Genomic DNA, 18,144 nt, shown 5'->3' with positions numbered 1-18,144 from the left:
GGGCTCCGCCCGGCCGACCACCCGGCGCGGGCGCCCCGCGGCGGCGACGGGCCCATCCCGTACGCGGCCGGCCGGGCCGGGCCCCCGCGCCCGCGAGGGGCCACCCGGCAGCGCCCTCGGCGCCCGGTCAGCCCTCCGGGTTCTCCGGGCCCCGCCGGCCCTCGGGGCGCTGCTCGTCCTCGGGGCCCTGCCGGCCCTCGGGGAAGTGGCAGGCCACCTGGTGCCCCGCCACCGCCGCCACCAGGGGCGGCTCCTCCTCGGCACAGACGTCCTGGGCCTTCCAGCAGCGGGTGCGGAAGCGGCAGCCGCTGGGCGGGTTGATCGGCGAGGGCACGTCGCCGGTCAGCAGGATGCGCTCGCGGCGTTCCTTGCGGCGGGGGTCGGGCACCGGGACGGCCGACATCAGGGCCTTGGTGTACGGGTGCATCGGGGCCCGGTACAGCGAGTCGCGGTCGGCGATCTCGACGATCTTGCCCAGGTACATCACCGCGACCCGGTCCGAGACGTGCCGGACCACCGAGAGGTCGTGCGCGATGATCAGGTAGGTCAGGCCCAGCTCCTGCTGGAGGTCGTCCAGCAGGTTGACCACCTGCGCCTGGATCGAGACGTCCAGCGCGGAGACCGGCTCGTCCGCGACGATCATCTTGGGCTTGAGTGCGAGCGCGCGGGCGATGCCGATCCGCTGGCGCTGGCCGCCGGAGAACTCGTGCGGGTAGCGGTTGTAGTGCTCGGGGCTCAGCCCGCAGAGTTCCAGCAGGTCCTGGACGGCCCGCTTGGTCCCGTGCTCGGTCTGCACCTTCTGGAGCCGGAACGGCGCGCCGACGATGGTGCCGACGGTGTGCCGGGGGTTCAGCGAGGAGTACGGGTCCTGGAAGATCATCTGGATGTCCCGGCGCAGCGGCCGCATCGCGCCCACCCCGAGGTGGGTGATGTCCGTGCCCTCGAACTCGATGGTCCCGCCGGTCGGTTCGGCCAGTCTGGTGACCAGCCGGCCCATCGTGGACTTGCCGCAGCCGGACTCGCCGACCACGCCGAGGGTCTCCCCCGCGTTCACGGTGAAGTCGATCCCGTCCACGGCCCGGACGGCACCGGTCTGCCGGCGCAGCAGGCCCTTGGTGATCGGGAAGTGCTTGGTCAGGCCCGTCACCTTGAGCAGCGGCTCGCGATCGGAGGCCGGCGCGGGCGCGGGGATCGTCGCGCTCTGACTGTCCGTCATCGGTGTTTCTCCTGAGGGCGGTGCGAGAGGTGGTGCGAGGGGCGGTGCGGGCTCACAGCCGGGGCGCGATCTCTTCGGCGAAGATCCGGTGCCGTTCGGCGGCCGGCAGGTGGCAGGCGGCGAGGTGCCCGGGGGCGGCCTCGGTCAGCACCGGGAGTTCGCTGCGGGACCTGCCGCCGGTCAGCTCCGCGTACGGGCAGCGCGGGTGGAACGCGCAGCCGGACGGCACGTTGATCAGACTGGGCGGGGTGCCCCTGACCGGGGTGAGCCGGTCCTGGAGCTCGCGGTCCAGCCGGGGCATCGAGCCCAGCAGGCCCCAGGTGTAGGGGTGTTCGGGCGCCTCGAAGAGGGTGGCGGCCGGGCCCTTCTCGATCGGCTTGCCGCCGTACATCACCAGGATGTCGTCGGCCAGCTCGGCCACCACGCCGAGGTCGTGGGTGATGATGATGACGGCCGAGCCGAACTCCTGCTGCAGGTCGCGGATCAGGTCGAGGATCTGCGCCTGGACGGTGACGTCGAGCGCGGTGGTCGGCTCGTCGGCGATCAGCAGCGAGGGGTCGTTGACCAGGGCCATGGCGATCATCGCGCGCTGGCGCATGCCGCCGGAGAACTGGTGCGGGTAGTCGTCGACGCGCTTGTCCGGCTGCGGGATCCCCACCCGGTCGAGCATCTCGACGGCGCGCTTCTTCGCGTCCTTCTTCTTCACCTCGGGGTGGTGGACCTGGTACGCCTCCACGATCTGCTGCCCGACGGTGTAGTACGGGTGCATCGCGGTCAGCGGGTCCTGGAAGATCATCGACATCGCCCGGCCGCGCAGCCTGCGGACCCGGTCGGGGTCGGCGGCGACCAGTTCCTCGCCGTCCAGCCAGATCTCGCCGGTGATCCTGGCCCGCTTGCTGCGGTGCAGGCCCATGATGCCGAGCGAGGTGACGGACTTGCCGGAACCGGACTCGCCGACGATGCCCAGCGTCCTGCCGCGCTCCAGGTCGAAGCTGACCCCGTCCACCGAGCGGACCAGGCCGTCGTCGGTGTCGAAGTGGATCCGCAGGTCGCGGACGGACAGGAAGTGCTCGCCCGCAGGCTTCACGAGGTCGGTCACGACAGCCTCACACGGGGGTCGACGGCGGCGTACAGGAGGTCAACCAGGAGGTTGCAGATGACGACGAAGAAGGCGGCCACCAGGGTGACGCCGAGGATCCTCGGCAGGTCGTTGTCGGAGATCGCGGAGACCGCGTAGAAGCCGACGCCCTGGAGCGAGAAGACCTGTTCGGTGATCAGGGCCCCGCCGAGCAGCAGGCCCAGGTCCATGCCGAAGATGGTGAGGATCGGGGTGAGCGCGGAGCGCAGCCCGTGCCGGACGACCACCTTGCGCTCGGCCAGGCCCTTGGCCCGGGCGGTGCGGATGTAGTCCTCGCTCATCGTCTCCATCATCCCGGCGCGGGTGAGCCGGGCGTAGAGCGCGGAGTAGAGGAAGGCCAGCGAGATCCACGGCAGGACCAGGTTGCGGGCCCACATCAGCGGGTCGTCGGTGAAGTTGACGTACTGCAGGTTGTCGAAGATCGGCCACTGGTAGCTGAACAGGGTCAGCAGCAGGGCGCCGGTGAAGAAGATCGGCAGCGAGACGCCGGCCAGCGCGACGCCCATGGAGAGCCGGTCGAAGACCGACTTGGGCTTGAGGGCGGAGACCACGCCGGTGGCGACGCCGGAGAGCAGCCAGAGCACGGAGGCTCCGATGGCGAGCGAGACCGTGACCGGGATCCGGGAGCTGATCTGCGGCCAGACCTCCATGTGGTTCTTGAAGGAGTAGCCGAAGCAGGGCACGTGGCAGGTGGCCGCGTCGGGGCCGAACTTGTACTCCGCGCCGGCGACCAGGCCCTTGAGGAAGCGTCCGTACTGGACGTAGATCGGCTGGTCGAAGCCGAGGTTCTGCTTGATCGCGGCGACCGCCTCCGGGGAGGGGTTCTTCCCGATGTACTGGGCCGCGAGCTGGTCGGTGGTCTCCCCGGCCATGCGCGGCAGCAGGTAGAAGATGCCGAAGGTGACGGCACTGACGACCAGCAGCAGCACCAGGGCGGCAAACGTCCTGCGGATGATGTAGGCAAACACAGTTGGACGGCTCCGGCGGCCCGCCGCCGCCCGTGACCGTGGGTGTCACGGCCGGGCGGCGGCGGGTGCCGCTGCCTTCACCTGCCTTCGGTGGTGTGGAGCCAGGCTCTTACTTGTCGGTGCCGATGTTGAGGTAGTCGTACTGCCCCGAGAACGCCGGGGTGGAGGCGACGTTGGTCGCGCTGGACGGCCGGTACAGGAAGACCTTGAAGTAGGTCAGCGGGACGTAGACCGCGTCCTCCATGGTCTTCTTGTCGATCGCCGCGTAGTCCTTCTCGCGGGCCGCCTGGTCGGTGTTGACCGCGGCGTCGTCGAGCAGCTTGTTGATGTCGGGGTCGTTCAGCTGGGCCAGGTTGCTGTTGCCCGAGTCCTTGATCGCGCGGCCGTCGACGATCTGCTGCAGGAAGCCGTAGCCGGTCGGCCAGTCGGCGCCCCACTGCATCATGATCAGGCCGACGTTCTTGTCGTCGGTGAACTTCGGCACGCCCGCGTAGTCGGTGAAGTACTTGCCCTGCGGGTACTGCTGGATGTCGACGGTGATGCCGACCTTCTTCAGCGCGGCCTGGATCGAGGTGGCGGCGGCCACCTCGGGGGCGCGCTCGCTGCGGGCGATGATGGTGGTGCTGAAGCCGTCCGGCTTGCCGCAGGCCTTCAGCGCGTCCTTGGCCTTGGCCTCGTCGCCCTTGTTGTCCTTGGTGGCGTAGAGGTCGAAGTCCTGGTGGCCCGGGATGTCCGGGGGCAGCACCGTGCTGGCGATGGAACCGCGGATCGGCCCGCCGAGCGCGGTCTGCACCGAGACCTTGTCGATCGCGTACTGGACGGCCTTGCGGCAGTCGAGGTTGTCGAACGGCGCGACCTTGGTGTTGATCGCGGTGTAGACCAGGCGGCCGCCGTAGGTGTTGTCGGTCTGGCTCTTGAGCTTCTGGTCCCGCAGGATCTTCGCCTGGGTCTGCGGGTCGACACCGAGGCCGGCCAGGTCGACCTGGGCGTTGCCGGCCAGCAGGTCCTGGTCGACGGTGGCCTGGTCGATGTTCATCTTGACCACGATCTTGTCCGCGACCTGCTTGCGGATCGGGTCGGACTTCGGGTCCCAGTTGGTGTTCGGCACCAGCGTGAGCTGCTTGCCGTCCTCGTACGACTCGAACTTGTAGGTGCCGGAGGAGACCACGTGCTTGACGTAGTCGGCACCGGTGTCCTTGGCCTGCGGCACGGGCACCGTCTGTGGGGCGCTCACCAGGTAGTCGAAGTCGGCGAACGGGTGCTTCAGGTGGAAGACGACCGTGGTGTCGTCCGGCGTCTCGATCGAGTTGAGACCGCCGGTCTTGTCCTTGTAAGGGCCCTCGTAGGGGGTCGGGTTGTCGACCAGCAGGTCCTTGAAGTACACCGGGCCGTTGGAGTTGACCTCCGGCGCGAAGTTGCTGCGCTCGACCGCGTACTTGACGTCCTTCGAGGTGATCGGCGTGCCGTCCTCGTACTTCAGCCCGGCGCGCAGCTTGTAGGTCCAGGTGAGACCGTCCGCGCTGGGCTTGCCGAGGGACTCCGCGAGGTCCGGCACCAGCTTGTTGCCGTCCGCGCCGGCGGCCGGCTGGAAGGTGGTCAGCGGACGGCCGTACAGGCGCGAGAAGTTGTAGATGTACGCGTAGTAGGTGTTGCCCGGGTCGAAGGAGTCCGGCGTACCGCGCATCTCGTAGGTGACCGTGCCCCCCTTCTTGTCCGAGGCGTTCACGATCCCCTTGGTGGCAGCGTCGACGCCGGCCCCGGAGGACGAGGACGAGTCGGAGCCGCTCTTGGAGCCGCTGGAGCAGCCGGTGACGACCAGGACCGCCGCGGCGGCCGCCGCGGTCAGCATGGCGGTGCGGGACCTGCGCATGGGTGAGATCAACCCCTTGGTGAATGGTGTCAGTTGAGGTGGTCCGACGTGAGGTCAGTTGCTCTTGGGATCGAGGGCGTCGCGCAGTCCGTCGCCCAGCAGGTTGAAGGCGAGAACGGTGACGAAGATCGCCAGACCGGGGACCACCATGTACTGCGGGTCCACCTGGTAGTACTTGATCGCGTCGTTGAGCATCCCGCCCCAGGACGCCTGGGGCGGCTGGATGCCGACGCCGAGGAAGCTCAGCCCGGCCTCGAAGAGGATGTTGGTCGGGATCAGCAGGGTCGAGTAGACCAAGATCGGGCCGACCAGGTTCGGGAGCAGCTCGCGGAAGAGGATGAACGGGCCGCGGGCCCCCAGGCTGCGGGCCGCGTCGACGAACTCGCGCTCGCGCAGCGAGAGGGTCTGGCCGCGCACGATCCGGCCCATGTAGGGCCAGTTGAAGAAACCGATCACGAAGATCAGCACCGCGATGTGCAGCGGCAGGCCGTTCAGTCCGAAGGCGCCGCCCTGCAGCGAGGCGGAGATCGCGATGGCGAAGAGCAGCAGCGGGAAGGCCAGGAAGGTGTCCATCACCCGGCTGATCACGGTGTCCACCCAGCCGCCGTAGTAGCCGGCGACGACGCCGAGCACGGTGCCGATGGCGTTGGAGAGCACGGTGGCGCCGAAGGCGACCAGCAGCGAGACCCAGGAGCCCTCGATGATGCGGGAGAGCAGGTCACGGCCCTGCAGCGGGTCCAGGCCGAGCGGGTGGTCCGCACTCATCCCGCCCCAGTCGCCGATCGGCAGACCGCCGAGGTTGGCGTCGAGCAGGTCCTGGTGGAGGGCGTCGGGGTCCAGACCGAAGGCGGACTCGATCGGCTTCGCCAGCACGGCGAGCAGGATCAGCAGGATCACCACGATGCCACCGGCCACGGCCGCCTTGTCCCGCTTGAAGCGGGTCCAGGCGATCCGGCCGAGGGAGCGGCCCTCGATCTGCTTCACCGTCTGGGCGGCTGGCTCGGCACCGGGTTCGGTGTCGATGGTCTCGTTCGGTGCGGTCATGGTCAGTTGGGTCCCCTCGCCGACGGTGGCCGGCCCACGGTGCTCCGGATGCGGCACGAAGTCCCGGGCCCGGTCCGGGCCCGGACCGTGCGAGGTCCGGTTGGCGCGACTGGTGCTAGGTAACGGTGCGTCGGTACGTCGGTTGCGGTGCTGCGGTGCGTCGGTACGGCGGTACGGCGGTGCAGTGGTACGGCGATACGGCGTTACTGGCGTTACTTGCGTTACTGGCGTTACGAAGTCGACTGCTGCGGTGCAAAGTTCGATACGCCGGCGCACATGGGGTGTTCAGTGCCCGGATGGTGCGGAAGAGCGCATCCGCGCGGCAAGAACATCGCGCGGATCATGGGTACGGCGTGCGCATTCGCCCTTGTGGGGCGGTCGGCGCGAGCTGCACTGCGCAGACTCTCTGTCATTCGGACAGCCTTGCGCCAGCCCTGACAACCGAAGGATGCCCAACTGTGATCTGCGGGCATGCATCGTGGATCTTTCCGTATAAGGCTCTTCACCCGGACGAAACATCCGACGGAAACGCGGTCAGCCGTGCCCGAACTGACATACCGCCGGCGATTGTCCACCGGCCCTGGTACGTTCCACGGCTAACGGGCCGGGTACGCCTGCCAGCCCGGGTGGTCGCGGTCGAAGAACGGCCGTGCGCAGGCCCGCAGCCACATCGCGACCGGGTCGTAGTCGTCGGCCATCAGCACGGTGGAGACCGCCAGGCCCTCGGGTGCGTGGGTGGCCGCCCGCTGCACCAGCGCCCGGGCCGCCTCGACGGCCGGCGGCGAGGTGTCGTAGAGGTCGAGGCCGATGGCCAGGTACGGCTCACCGAGGGCCGGCCGCACCCAGGCCCGGCGCAGCGAGCGCAGCGGGCGCACCTCGGCGGCCTGCTGCTCCAGCACGGCGTAGAACTGCGGCGCCTGCACCTGGGGTTCGCCCAGCTGGAGCGGCCCGGCGGGCAGCCGGTCCAGTCCGGCCGCGATCCGGCGCAGGTCGGCCCAGGGGACGCCGACCCCGCCGCCCGGCACGTGCGGGTTGAGCCACAGGCCCCAGCGGGCGCGGTGCAGGGCGTGGGCGATCTCCTGCCCGGAGATCACCTCGTGGGCGCGGGCCCAGCCGCTGGCGGCCAGCTGCTCGGGCGAGGTGACGGCGGGGGCGTAGCCGTGGCCGCCGATGTCCATGTTCCCGTACTGGGCGTCGGGGCTGCCGGGGGTGCCGTGCCAGAGCAGCATCCAGACCTGGCCGTCCGCGAGGGCGCGCAGCAGACCCTCGTACGCCTCCCAGCGCTCCGGTGCGACCTCGCGCAGGGCGCGCTCGATGGCCCCCGGGTCGGCCGCGGGACGTCCGGCCGGGGGCGGACCCCAGCCCGGAACACCGCCTGCCGCTCCGCCGTTCATACCCCTGCCTCCGGCCGGACGCGTCGGACGAGCGCTCCGGGTACGCCGGGCACGCCGGGTGCGCGCATCCGCCGCGCCCGTGCCCCGATGCCCTGCTCGCTCACGTCGGGCCCTCTCCGTCCTCGTCCGCGTCCTCGTCCGCCGCCGTCGCCCGCGGCCCTTCCGGACAGCGGCACGCTCACCCGACCGTACGCCGCTGCCGGGCAGCAGCCTATGGGGCGGAGCCGACAGTCGTCATACCGCCGTCCCCTACCGGCCGGTCACCCCCGGACGTAGAACGGCTGCACCCGGGTGAGCAGCCACTCGACCACCGGGTCGGCGACCAGGTCGAGCAGCACCAGGTGGACGCCGAAGGGCAGCGGGCTGGTTCCCAGGGCGCGGCCGAGGGCCTCGTTCGCCTGGGCCGGATCGGTCGGCCAGGCGGGGTCGAACTGCACCCCGACGAAGAGCACCGGGGCGTCCCCCTCCACCGAGGCGCACGCCCGGCGGGCCGTCAACACGCCCGGCAGCGCGGCCAGTTCGGCGGCGGCGGCGGCCAGGAAGGCGTACGGCTCCTCGTACGGCTCGGGTTCGCGCAGCGCCACCTTGGCCCCGTCCGGCTGCCCCTGCCAGCGCTCGCCCTGCGGCCCGCGCCGGAGTTCGGCGACCCCCTCGGGCGGGATCGGGATGCCCACCGGCGCCTCCGGGTTGACCGCGATGCCGATGCCCAGCGGCAGCCCCCGGGCGAACTCCCAGACCGGGGCAATAGCGAACGGCATCCCCGGGGCGTGCTGGAGGAACAGCTCCTGCGAGGAGAACACCGGGACATAGGGCGCACCGGCCAGTTCGATGGTCGGCAGGTCCAGCGAGGAGCCCTGCGGGTCGGCACCGGCCGGCAGCGGGATCCACACCTGGCTGCGCGCCAGCACCTCGACCACCCTGGCGGTCGCGCCGGGGTCGCCGAGCGCGGCGGTGAGCACCTGCTCCAGCTCGTTGGCGGGCCAGCCGCCGCCCGTCGGGGCCGCACCGGGCCCGGCCCATGCCTGCGTCTCGCCCGCCGGGTAGCTCATCCGCCCCTGCCCCTCCAACCTGACCGGCCCACCGACCTGACCAGGTCGGCCCGGTCTCCGCCGCTGCGAGAAGGGTAGCGGGACCCGGGCCGGGCACCGAGCGCCCCGGCGCACAAGGGTGAACGGCCACCGCCTGCGGAGGAGATGTCCGACCCCTCTCCCCGCGAGGCCGCCGGGCATGCCATGATGAGCGCGCTCATACACAGCGCCCAACTTCATACAGGCCGTTCGAACCCGCGCGGGAGAGTCCGGAGTGCCCCTCGTGGGCACGGGCCGGCGCCGAAGGAGCAAGTCCTCCCCGGAATCTCTCAGGCACCCCTACCGCGCGGGCGAGGCACATCTGGAAAGTGGACACGGCCGCGCCGTGCGCCCACCCACGGTGCAAGCCGCCATCCTTGGTTAGCGGTGAAGCTCTCAGGTTGTGACGACAGACGGGGAGACTCCACCCCCGTGTGCCCGTACGCAGCACGGGCACCCCTGAGTGCCCAGCCAAGGAGTTCCGCCGTGTCCCTCCGTCACACCGCGCTCGACGCCCTGCACCGCTCCCTCGGTGCGACCATGACCGACTTCGCCGGCTGGGACATGCCGCTGCGCTACGGCAGCGAGCGCGAGGAGCACGTCGCGGTCCGCACCAAGGCCGGTCTCTTCGACCTCTCGCACATGGGCGAGATCACCGTCTCCGGCCCGCAGGCCGGTGAACTGCTGGACCACGCGCTGGTCGGCTTCATCTCCGCGCTCGGCGTGCTGCGCGCCCGCTACACCATGATCTGCCGCGAGGACGGCGGGATCCTGGACGACCTGATCGTCTACCGCACCGCGGAGAACGAGTACATGGTGGTCGCCAACGCCTCCAACGCCCAGGTGGTGCTGGACGCGCTGACCGAGCGCGCGGCCTCCTTCGACGCCGTGGTCCGCGACGACCGGGACGCCTACGCGCTGCTCGCCGTCCAGGGCCCGGAGGCGAACGGCATCCTGGCCTCGCTCACCGACGCCGACCTGCCCGGCCTCAAGTACTACGCGCTGCTGCCCGCCACCGTGGCGGACCGCCAGGTCTGGCTGGCCCGCACCGGCTACACCGGCGAGGACGGCTTCGAGGTCTTCTGCGCCCCCGCCGACGCCGAGCACCTGTGGACCGCGCTCAGCGCGGCCGGCGCCGACAAGGGCCTTCTCCCGTGCGGCCTGTCCTGCCGGGACACCCTGCGCCTGGAGGCCGGCATGCCGCTGTACGGGCACGAGCTCTCCACCGAGCTGACCCCCTTCGACGCCGGGCTCGGCCGGGTGGTCCGCTTCGACAAGACCAGCAACGACGGGCAGTTCGTCGGCCGCAAGGCGCTGGAGCAGGCCGCCGCCGAGGCCGAGACCAACCCGCCGCGCAAGCTGGTCGGCCTGGTCTCCGAGGGCAAGCGGGTGCCGCGCGCCGAGTACGACGTGGTCGACGCCGAGGGCACCGTGATCGGGCGGATCACCTCCGGCGCCCCCTCCCCCACCCTGGGCAAGCCGATCGCCATCGCGTACGTGGACGCGGCAAACGCCGTGCCCGGCACCGCGGTTGCGGTGGACGTCCGCGGCAGGCACGAGCCGGTCGAGGTCGTCGCGCTGCCCTTCTACAAGCGCGCCCGCTGACCCTCCCGACGGCCGCCCGTCTCACCATCCCCGCCTGTCCGGTCCGTTCAGCGGACGGCTTCGCCCTACCCTCTTGCGATCCTGGAGAATGACGCCATGAGCAACCCCACGCACCTGCAGTACAGCAAGGAGCACGAGTGGCTGACCGCCGCCGAGGACGGCGTGTCCACGGTCGGCATCACCGAGCACGCCGCCACCGCCCTCGGTGACATCGTGTACGTCCAGCTCCCCGAGGTCGGCACCACCGTGACCGCGGGCGAGTCGGTCGGCGAGCTGGAGTCCACCAAGTCGGTCAGCGACCTGTTCACCCCGGCCTCCGGCGAGATCGTGGAGATCAACCAGGCCGTCATCGACGACCCGGCCCTGGTCAACAGCGAGCCCTTCACGGGTGCCTGGCTCTACAAGCTCCGCGTCACCGACACCGTCGAGCTGCTCGACGCCGCGGGTTACGACGCCTTCATCGGCGCCTGATCCACTGATGCACGGGGCGGCCGCGGCGCGGCGGCCGCCCCTCCTCCTCCTGGTCCCCTGCCCCGCCCCACAGGAAGACCCATCTCCATGACGGTTCTGAACCAGTCCCTGCACGCGCTCGACCCCGAGATCGCCGCCGCGGTCGACGCCGAGCTGCACCGCCAGCAGACCACCCTCGAAATGATCGCCTCCGAGAACTTCGCCCCCGTGGCGGTCATGGAGGCCCAGGGCTCGGTGCTGACCAACAAGTACGCCGAGGGCTACCCCGGCAAGCGCTACTACGGCGGCTGCGAGCACGTCGACGTGGTCGAGCAGATCGCCATCGACCGGATCAAGGAGCTGTTCGGCGCCGAGCACGCCAACGTCCAGCCGCACTCCGGCGCGCAGGCCAACGCCGCCGCGATGTTCGCGCTGATCCAGCCGGGCGACACCATCCTGGGCCTGAGCCTGGCCCACGGTGGCCACCTGACCCACGGCATGAAGATCAACTTCTCCGGCAAGCTCTACAACGTGGCCGCGTACCACGTGGACGAGAAGACCGGCCTGGTCGACATGGCCGAGGTCGAGCGCCTGGCCAAGGAGCACCAGCCGAAGCTGATCATCGCCGGCTGGTCCGCCTACCCGCGCCAGCTGGACTTCGCCGAGTTCCGCCGCATCGCGGACGAGGTCGGCGCGCTGCTGATGGTCGACATGGCGCACTTCGCCGGTCTGGTCGCCGCCGGCCTGCACCCGTCCCCGGTCCCGTACGCGGACGTGGTCACCACCACCACCCACAAGACCCTGGGCGGCCCGCGCGGCGGTGTGATCCTCTCCAAGGCCGAGTGGGCCAAGAAGATCAACTCCGCGGTCTTCCCCGGCCAGCAGGGCGGCCCGCTGGAGCACGTGATCGCCGCCAAGGCCGTGGCCTTCAAGGTCGCCGCCTCGGAGGAGTTCAAGGAGCGCCAGCAGCGCACCCTGGAGGGCGCCAAGATCCTGGCGGAGCGCCTGCTCCAGCAGGACACCGTGGACGCCGGGGTCTCGGTGCTCTCCGGTGGCACCGACGTCCACCTGGTCCTGGTCGACCTGCGCAACAGCCAGCTGGACGGCCAGCAGGCCGAGGACCGGCTGCACGAGGTCGGCATCACGGTCAACCGCAACGCCGTCCCGAACGACCCGCGCCCGCCGATGGTCACCTCCGGCCTGCGCATCGGCACCCCGGCGCTGGCCACCCGCGGCTTCACGGCCGAGGACTTCCGCGAGGTCGCCGACATCATCGCCGAGGCGCTGCTGCCCGCCTTCGACGAGGAGAAGGCCACCGCGCTCAAGGCCCGCGTCACCGCGCTGGCCGTGAAGTACCCGCTCTACCCGGAGCTGTAGTCCTCCTCCGGAGTTCCCCTCCGGGTGACCGGCCTCACCCCGCCGCGTCGCCTGGAATTCCGGGGCACCGCGCACACTGGACAGTGGGCGCGGTGCCCCTGCCATGTTCCGCCTGCAAGTCCTTCCACAAGCCCAGACAAGGACGTCCCCCGTGGCCATCAGCGTCTTCGACCTCTTCTCCATCGGCATCGGGCCGTCCAGCTCGCACACGGTCGGCCCGATGCGGGCGGCCCGGATGTTCGCCCGTCGACTGAAGTCGGAGGGTCAGCTGGTCCAGACCGCCGCCGTCCGCGCCGAGCTCTTCGGCTCGCTCGGCGCCACCGGCCACGGCCACGGCACCCCCAAGGCCGTCCTGCTCGGCCTGGAGGGCAACTCGCCCCGCACCGTCGACGTCGACCGGGCCGACCTCGACGTGGAGCGGATAAAGACCGAGAAGCGCCTGCGGCTGCTCGGCGACCACGAGATCGCCTTCGACCCGGACAGCCAGCTGATCCTGCACCGCCGCCGCTCGCTGCCGTACCACGCCAACGGGATGACCCTGGCCGCGTACGACAGCGCCGGGGTGCCGGTGCTGGAGAAGACGTACTACTCGGTCGGCGGCGGCTTCGTGGTGGACGAGGACGCGATCGGCGCGGACCGGGTCAAGCCGGACGACACCGCGCTGCGCTACCCCTTCCGCACCGGCGAGGAGCTGCTGCGCCTGACCCGGGAGACCGGCCTGTCCATCTCCGGCCTGATGCTGGAGAACGAGAAGGCCTGGCGCAGCGAGGCCGAGATCCGGACCGGGCTGCTGGAGATCTGGCACGTCATGCAGGAGTGCGTCTCCGCCGGCATGTCCCGCGAGGGGATCCTGCCGGGCGGGCTCAAGGTGCGGCGGCGCGCCGCCTCCGGGGCACGGGCACTGCGCGCCGAGGGCATCGGCCCGGCGAACGCGATGGAGTGGGTCACCCTCTACGCGATGGCGGTGAACGAGGAGAACGCGTCGGGCCAGCGGGTGGTCACCGCCCCGACCAACGGCGCGGCGGGCATCATCCCGGCCGTACTGCACTACTTCCTGAACTTCATCCCGGGCGCCGACGACGACGGCATCGTCCGCTTCCTGCTGGCCGCAGGTGCGATCGGCATGCTCTTCAAGGAGAACGCCTCGATCTCCGGCGCCGAGGTCGGCTGCCAGGGCGAGGTCGGCTCGGCCTGCTCGATGGCGGCCGGCGGCCTGGCCGAGGTCCTCGGGGGCACCCCCGAGCAGGTGGAGAACGCCGCCGAGATCGGCATCGAGCACAACCTGGGCCTGACCTGCGACCCGGTCGGCGGCCTGGTGCAGATCCCGTGCATCGAGCGCAACGGCATGGCTTCGGTCAAGGCCGTCACGGCCGCCCGGATGGCACTGCGCGGCGACGGCCGCCACCACGTCTCCCTGGACAAGGCGATCAAGACCATGAAGGAGACCGGCGCCGACATGAAGATCAAGTACAAGGAGACCTCGCGCGGCGGCCTCGCGGTCAACGTCATCGAGTGCTAGCGCGCCCGGCCGTGTCCTGACGGCCGCCGCGAAGCACCCTCCGAGTCCCTGGTCCGCACCGCGCCGACCAGGGACTCGGCGTTGTGCCGGGCTGCCGGGCAGCGCGGCCGGCGGACCGCGCCGGGACCGGGCCCCTGCGCCGCTCGGCCGGGTACGACGGCGGACGGCAGGACCTCGCACCGAGGGGCGGTGCCCCCGTGGTCACAGGCCCGGGGTCAGGTGCCGGCGCCCGGCGATCTGCTCGAAGATCAGGTTGGTCCGGGTCTGCGCCACCGCCGGGTGGGTGGTGAGGTGGTCCACCACGAAGTCGCGCAGGGCGTCGGGGTGCGCGAGGGCGACGTGGAGCAGGTAGTCGTCGGATCCGGCCATGTGGAACACCGCCACGACGCCGGGCATGTCGGGGGCCGTGGCGCGGAAGCTCTCGTTCTGTTCACGGGTGTGGGCCCGGAGCCGGACCGAGATCATCGCCTGCAGCGGCAACCCGATCGCGGCGGGCGCGATCTCGGCCCGGAACGCGCGGATGACCCCGCGCTCGCGCAGTGCGCGCACCCGGGCCAGACAGGTCGAGGGGGCGATGCCCACCGCGTCCGCGAGCGCGTTGTTCGGCGTGCGGGCGTTGTCGGCGAGGATGCGCAGGATCGCCCGGTCCACGTCGTCGATGGGCGCCTGCCGGGCTTGCGGAATATTCGGCACGACACTCAGGGTCCCTGCTCGTACCGATGATTCGCAAGGGTTTTCCCGATGATTCCGAATCTTCTGCCGATTGCTTCCCTCCCAGGTGCCAGATGTTCCATCCTGGCCGTCGATCGGATCGGCCACCGCCAACCCACCGGACGTGCCGGGCAGGTCCTTTGACCCAGCGAACCGGGAGTGCTGCGCCATGAGCCGAACCGACACCCTGACCGTCCACGCCGGCCACGACGAGCCCACCCGGCTGGACGTCCTGATACCGCCCCTGGACGGGTCCCGCCTCGGCGCACCGCAGGGCCCGGCCCAGGAGCCGGACGTCCGCGACTTCGAGCTCCCGGCCGGCGGGCTGGACGACGAGCAGCGCCTGCGCGCCCTCGACACGATGGACGAGTACCTGACGGGCAAGCGCCGCTACCTGCTCGGCTACCAGGCCACCCAGGAGATGGGCGGCAGCGCCTTCGACCTCGGCCGGTTCATGCAGCACAACATCAACAACCTCGGTGACCCGTTCCAGAGCGGCGGCTACAAGCCGAACACCAAGGTCGTCGAGCGCGCGGTGCTCGACTACTACGCCGCGCTGTGGCACGCCAAGGGGCCGTACGACGCGGACGACCCCCAGTCGTACTGGGGGTACGTGCTGTCCATGGGCTCGACCGAGGGCAACATGTACGCGCTCTGGAACGCCAGGGACTACCTGAGCGGCAAAGCGCTGATCCAGCCGCCGACCGGCCCGTCCGGCACCCCGCGGTACGTCCAGGCCCCGTCCGAGCCGAGCAACCCCAACGCCTACCGCCCGGTGGCGTTCTACTCCGAGGACACCCACTACTCGTTCGCCAAGGCGGTCCACGTACTGGGCGTCGAGACCTTCCACGCCGTGGGCACCGAGCAGTACCCGGACGAGTGCCCGCTGGCCGGGCCCGGTGCGCAGCCGCGCGAGTGGCCCGCCGAGGTGCCCTCCCGCAGCGGCCCCTCGGGTCACTCCTGGGACGGCACCGGCGAGATCGACGTCGACGCCCTGGCGGTGCTGGTGGAGTTCTTCGCCGCGAAGGGGCACCCGGTCTTCGTCAGCCTCAACCTCGGCAGCACCTTCAAGGGCGCCCACGACGACGTCCGACAGGTCTGCGAGCGCCTGCTGCCGATCTTCGAGAAGCACGGGCTGATCCAGGGCGAGGTGGTGTACGGCAAGGACCCGGTCACCGGCGAGCCGCTGGTCGACCTGCGGCGGCGGTTCTGGATCCACGTGGACGGCGCCCTCGGTGCCGGGTACGCGCCCTTCATGCGGATGGCGGGTGCGGATCCGGCCGGGTTCGGCTGGACCCCCGAGACCGGCGTCCCGGAGTTCGACTTCGGCATCACGCTGCCCACCCGGGAGTTCGGCGACCTCGACATGGTCTCCTCGATCGCCATGAGCGGCCACAAGTGGCCCGGTGCACCGTGGCCGTGCGGCATCTACATGACGAAGGTCAAGTACCAGATCTCACCGCCGTCCCAGCCGGACTACATCGGCGCACCCGACACCACGTTCGCCGGGTCGCGCAACGGCTTCTCGCCGCTGGTGCTCTGGGACCACCTGTCCCGGCACTCCTACCAGGACCAGGTGGACCGGATCCGCAGGGCCCAGGAGCTGGCCGCCTACCTGGAGCAGCGCCTCCACCTCCTGGAGCACGAGAAGGACGTCGAGCTGTGGCCGGCCCGCACCCCGGGCGCCATCACGGTCCGGTTCCGCAAGCCCAGCTGCGAGCTGGTGGCGAAGTGGTCGCTGTCCTCGCAGGACGTGCTGCTGGTCCCGGGCGACGAGCGGACCCGGCGCAGCTACGTGCACGTCTTCCTGATGTCCTCGGTCGACCGGGCCAAGCTGGACGCCCTGCTGGAGGACCTCGGCAACGACCCCGTCATCCTCCGGCGCCCCTGACCGCCGCGCCCGCGTCACCCCCGGCCGGCCGAGCGGGAGGCCCGCGGCCGTGCCCTCCGGGCGGAGTCGGGCCGTGACACCGCCCGAGCCCTGGTGGGGCCCGCTCGACGCGGGCCCCACCAGGGCCGGGCCCGGTGCGGCTCAGCCCACCTGTTCGAGGAGTTCGATGAAGTTCCCGTCCAGGTCCGCGACGTAGGCGACGCGGATGTTCGGGTCCGGGGACCGGTGCGGCTCCCACACCTCCGTCGCGCCGGCGGCCACCACCTGGCCGTACGTCGCGTCCAGGTCCTCGACGGCCAGGCAGACGTGGTGGTAGCCGTGCACCCCGGCCGCCCGGAACGGGTCGAGCCCGCGTGCCCCGGGGGTCGAGCCGGTCCGTTCGAGCAGCTCGATGCTCAACCCGTCGGGGCCGACCGCGAACGCCCCGCGCAGCCCGGCGCCGGGTTCCTCGAAGCTGTAACCGCGCTGGAACCCGAGCACCTTCTCGTACCAGTCGAGGGACCGGTCGAGACTGGCGACGCTGACGCCGACATGGTGGAACCTCATGGACGACTCTTCCCCTTCGGGTGGTTCGAACGGCCGGGACGGTGCGAACGGCCGGGACGGTTCTGACTGCCGGGTCATGCCGTACGGCGCAGGCCGACCGGGTACGCCTCGGCCCCGCGGCGCTCCGCGTCGGCCGCCAGCATGGTCGCCGCGTGCGCGGTCGAGGCCAGCGTCATGTGGTGGTGCCAGCCCCTGAAGGTCCGGCCCTCGTAGTCGCGCAGGCCGACCTCGACGCCGGTGCCCGCGGTGTCGGTGGCCACCTGCAGGGCGAGCTTGCTGAGCCGGAGCAGCTGCTCGGCCGACTGCCCGACCATCGACGAGAGCCAGAAACCCGACGGCCTGCCCCGGGACCCCTGCCACTCGCACAGCAGGACGAGCCCGTTCCCGTCGCCCGTCCCCGCCAGCCGCACGGGCGTCGTCGCGGCCAGCGAGGAGTTGACCGAGCGGGTCTGCGGTTCCTTCCACGCCACGTGCTGGCGCTGGGCGTGCAGCGTCGCGACGAGGTGCAGCACCGACAGCGGACCGTCCTCGGCGGCGGCCAGACCCCGGTCGGTGGGCAGGACCCGGGTCGAGCAGCTGACCTTGAGCAGGAACGGCACACCGGCCGCGGTGAGTTCGCCGACCACGTCAAGCGGGTTGGTCTCGCGGGCGTCGATCACGATCGGCCTGCGTTCCAGCCCCCAGGACGCGGTGTCGAGCACCGCCCGGGTGACGCAGGAGCCGAGGGTGGCGGACTCGATGTGCGCCGGTATGCCCGCCTCGCGCCGCCGCTCCTCCTCCAGCCACAGGTCGGGCAGGTGCAGCCGCCAGTTGACGGGGTAGCTGGTCTCCTCTCGGGTCAGCCAGACACCGTAGGACCGCTGGCCGACGGCCTGGACGCCCAGGTCGGGCACGAAGATGCTGTCGACCCCGACCGAGTGCGGGCCGGATTTGGGGATCACCAGAGGTGCGACGACCCAGGCACTCGGCCGTACCTCCTCGTCGAGGTAGCGCGCCACCGAGCGGCGCGCCTCGCACCAGTCCCAGGGCGAGTCGCTGATGAAGTGGTGCAGGGCGTGACTGGTTCCGTCGGCCTCTCCCAGTAAGGCGATCTTGCGGATGGTCTTGCGGCCGGTCGCGGTCAGCAGACCGCGCAGGTACTGCAGTGCGTAGGTCCGCTGACCACGTCTGCGCAGCGGGGCCAGGAATGCCTCGAACAGCCCTGAATCGGCGTCACCATGGAGTGTGTGACCGAACGTTGGTCGACTGATGCCTGCGAGCATCGCGGGCCCTCCCCTCGTAGTCTGCCAAAGAGCTCAGTCTGCGAACGACCGTATGCCGCCCCGGTGCCCCGGGGCGGCGCGATCAC

The 18,144-nt window shown here is 71.0% G+C and carries 15 protein-coding genes and 1 riboswitch; of the genes, 5 read left to right on the top strand and 10 right to left on the bottom strand.

All coding sequences use genetic code 11. The annotated features are described in order from the left end of the window. Window positions 1-127: 127 nt before the first annotated feature. The 7 genes from ACFC1R_RS04055 to ACFC1R_RS04025 form a co-directional block, all read right to left on the bottom strand. Window positions 128-1,216, bottom strand: coding sequence for an ABC transporter ATP-binding protein (locus tag ACFC1R_RS04055; RefSeq protein ID WP_375932246.1), 1,089 nt, complete (start codon window positions 1,214-1,216; stop codon window positions 128-130). 52 nt (window positions 1,217-1,268) lie between these two features. Continuing rightward, on the bottom strand, window positions 1,269-2,315 hold the full coding sequence (locus tag ACFC1R_RS04050) for an ABC transporter ATP-binding protein (RefSeq protein ID WP_375932243.1): 1,047 nt from the start codon (window positions 2,313-2,315) through the stop codon (window positions 1,269-1,271). Further along, entirely contained in the window at window positions 2,312-3,322 is a 1,011-nt protein-coding gene (locus ACFC1R_RS04045) for an ABC transporter permease (RefSeq protein ID WP_375932240.1), read from the bottom strand. Before ACFC1R_RS04045 ends, ACFC1R_RS04050 begins: the two co-directional genes overlap by 4 nt. A 109-nt stretch (window positions 3,323-3,431) precedes the next feature. After that, window positions 3,432-5,192 (bottom strand): ABC transporter substrate-binding protein, encoded by a 1,761-nt coding sequence (locus ACFC1R_RS04040; protein ID WP_375932237.1) that lies wholly within the window; start codon window positions 5,190-5,192, stop codon window positions 3,432-3,434. Between the two features lie 54 nt (window positions 5,193-5,246). Continuing rightward, window positions 5,247-6,236 (bottom strand): ABC transporter permease, encoded by a 990-nt coding sequence (locus ACFC1R_RS04035; protein ID WP_375932235.1) that lies wholly within the window; start codon window positions 6,234-6,236, stop codon window positions 5,247-5,249. Between the two features lie 596 nt (window positions 6,237-6,832). After that, a complete protein-coding gene (locus ACFC1R_RS04030) occupies window positions 6,833-7,630 on the bottom strand; it encodes an enhanced serine sensitivity protein SseB C-terminal domain-containing protein (RefSeq protein ID WP_375932232.1) in 798 nt (265 codons plus the stop codon). A 260-nt stretch (window positions 7,631-7,890) separates the two neighbouring features. Further along, entirely contained in the window at window positions 7,891-8,679 is a 789-nt protein-coding gene (locus tag ACFC1R_RS04025) for an enhanced serine sensitivity protein SseB C-terminal domain-containing protein (protein ID WP_375932229.1), read from the bottom strand. Between the two features lie 229 nt (window positions 8,680-8,908). Beyond that, a riboswitch (glycine riboswitch) is annotated at window positions 8,909-9,013 on the top strand. 170 nt (window positions 9,014-9,183) lie between these two features. Here ACFC1R_RS04025 and gcvT point away from each other — a divergent pair. The 4 genes from gcvT to ACFC1R_RS04005 all read left to right on the top strand — a co-directional run bounded on the left by gcvT (window position 9,184) and on the right by ACFC1R_RS04005 (window position 13,648). Further along, window positions 9,184-10,302: a glycine cleavage system aminomethyltransferase GcvT gene (gene gcvT / locus ACFC1R_RS04020; RefSeq protein ID WP_375932226.1), complete on the top strand. Its 1,119-nt coding sequence runs from the start codon at window positions 9,184-9,186 to the stop codon at window positions 10,300-10,302. Between the two features lie 96 nt (window positions 10,303-10,398). Next, complete coding sequence (gene gcvH / locus ACFC1R_RS04015; protein ID WP_045302895.1) at window positions 10,399-10,773, top strand: glycine cleavage system protein GcvH; 375 nt, start codon at window positions 10,399-10,401, stop codon at window positions 10,771-10,773. A gap of 87 nt (window positions 10,774-10,860) precedes the next feature. Next, window positions 10,861-12,129, top strand: coding sequence for a serine hydroxymethyltransferase (gene glyA / locus ACFC1R_RS04010; protein WP_375932223.1), 1,269 nt, complete (start codon window positions 10,861-10,863; stop codon window positions 12,127-12,129). A gap of 151 nt (window positions 12,130-12,280) precedes the next feature. Next, window positions 12,281-13,648 (top strand): L-serine ammonia-lyase, encoded by a 1,368-nt coding sequence (locus ACFC1R_RS04005; RefSeq protein WP_375932220.1) that lies wholly within the window; start codon window positions 12,281-12,283, stop codon window positions 13,646-13,648. Window positions 13,649-13,849: 201 nt separating this feature from the next. Here ACFC1R_RS04005 and ACFC1R_RS04000 read toward each other — a convergent pair whose 3' ends face one another. Further along, window positions 13,850-14,341 carry an Lrp/AsnC family transcriptional regulator gene (locus ACFC1R_RS04000; RefSeq protein ID WP_375932217.1) on the bottom strand — a complete coding sequence of 164 codons (492 nt, stop codon included), beginning with the start codon at window positions 14,339-14,341 and terminating at the stop codon, window positions 13,850-13,852. A gap of 187 nt (window positions 14,342-14,528) precedes the next feature. Between ACFC1R_RS04000 and ACFC1R_RS03995 the strand changes: the two genes are divergently transcribed. After that, entirely contained in the window at window positions 14,529-16,250 is a 1,722-nt protein-coding gene (locus ACFC1R_RS03995) for a histidine decarboxylase (RefSeq protein ID WP_375932214.1), read from the top strand. 141 nt (window positions 16,251-16,391) lie between these two features. On the opposite strand, the gene ACFC1R_RS03990 is transcribed toward ACFC1R_RS03995, so the two are convergent. Beyond that, a complete protein-coding gene (locus ACFC1R_RS03990; protein WP_375932211.1) occupies window positions 16,392-16,796 on the bottom strand; it encodes a VOC family protein in 405 nt (134 codons plus the stop codon). A gap of 74 nt (window positions 16,797-16,870) precedes the next feature. Then, window positions 16,871-18,058, bottom strand: a complete 1,188-nt coding sequence (locus tag ACFC1R_RS03985) for an IS701 family transposase (protein WP_375932208.1) — start codon at window positions 18,056-18,058, stop codon at window positions 16,871-16,873. Window positions 18,059-18,144: the final 86 nt, after the last annotated feature.

This window comes from Kitasatospora sp. NPDC056138, assembly GCF_042264695.1.
Lineage (GTDB): Bacteria > Actinomycetota > Actinomycetes > Streptomycetales > Streptomycetaceae > Kitasatospora.
Note: the sequence above shows the minus strand (reverse complement) of the source record. Positions and strands in the feature narration are given on the sequence as shown.

Coding starts and splice junctions, on each gene's coding strand:
- ACFC1R_RS04055 (WP_375932246.1), bottom strand. CDS start 1,216: ATGACGGACAGTCAGAGCGCGACGATCCCCGCGCCCGCGCCGGCCTCC.
- ACFC1R_RS04040 (WP_375932237.1), bottom strand. CDS start 5,192: ATGCGCAGGTCCCGCACCGCCATGCTGACCGCGGCGGCCGCCGCGGCG.
- ACFC1R_RS04035 (WP_375932235.1), bottom strand. CDS start 6,236: ATGACCGCACCGAACGAGACCATCGACACCGAACCCGGTGCCGAGCCA.
- ACFC1R_RS04030 (WP_375932232.1), bottom strand. CDS start 7,630: ATGAACGGCGGAGCGGCAGGCGGTGTTCCGGGCTGGGGTCCGCCCCCG.
- ACFC1R_RS04025 (WP_375932229.1), bottom strand. CDS start 8,679: ATGAGCTACCCGGCGGGCGAGACGCAGGCATGGGCCGGGCCCGGTGCG.
- gcvH (WP_045302895.1), top strand. CDS start 10,399: ATGAGCAACCCCACGCACCTGCAGTACAGCAAGGAGCACGAGTGGCTG.
- glyA (WP_375932223.1), top strand. CDS start 10,861: ATGACGGTTCTGAACCAGTCCCTGCACGCGCTCGACCCCGAGATCGCC.
- ACFC1R_RS03995 (WP_375932214.1), top strand. CDS start 14,529: ATGAGCCGAACCGACACCCTGACCGTCCACGCCGGCCACGACGAGCCC.
- ACFC1R_RS03990 (WP_375932211.1), bottom strand. CDS start 16,796: ATGAGGTTCCACCATGTCGGCGTCAGCGTCGCCAGTCTCGACCGGTCC.
- ACFC1R_RS03985 (WP_375932208.1), bottom strand. CDS start 18,058: ATGCTCGCAGGCATCAGTCGACCAACGTTCGGTCACACACTCCATGGT.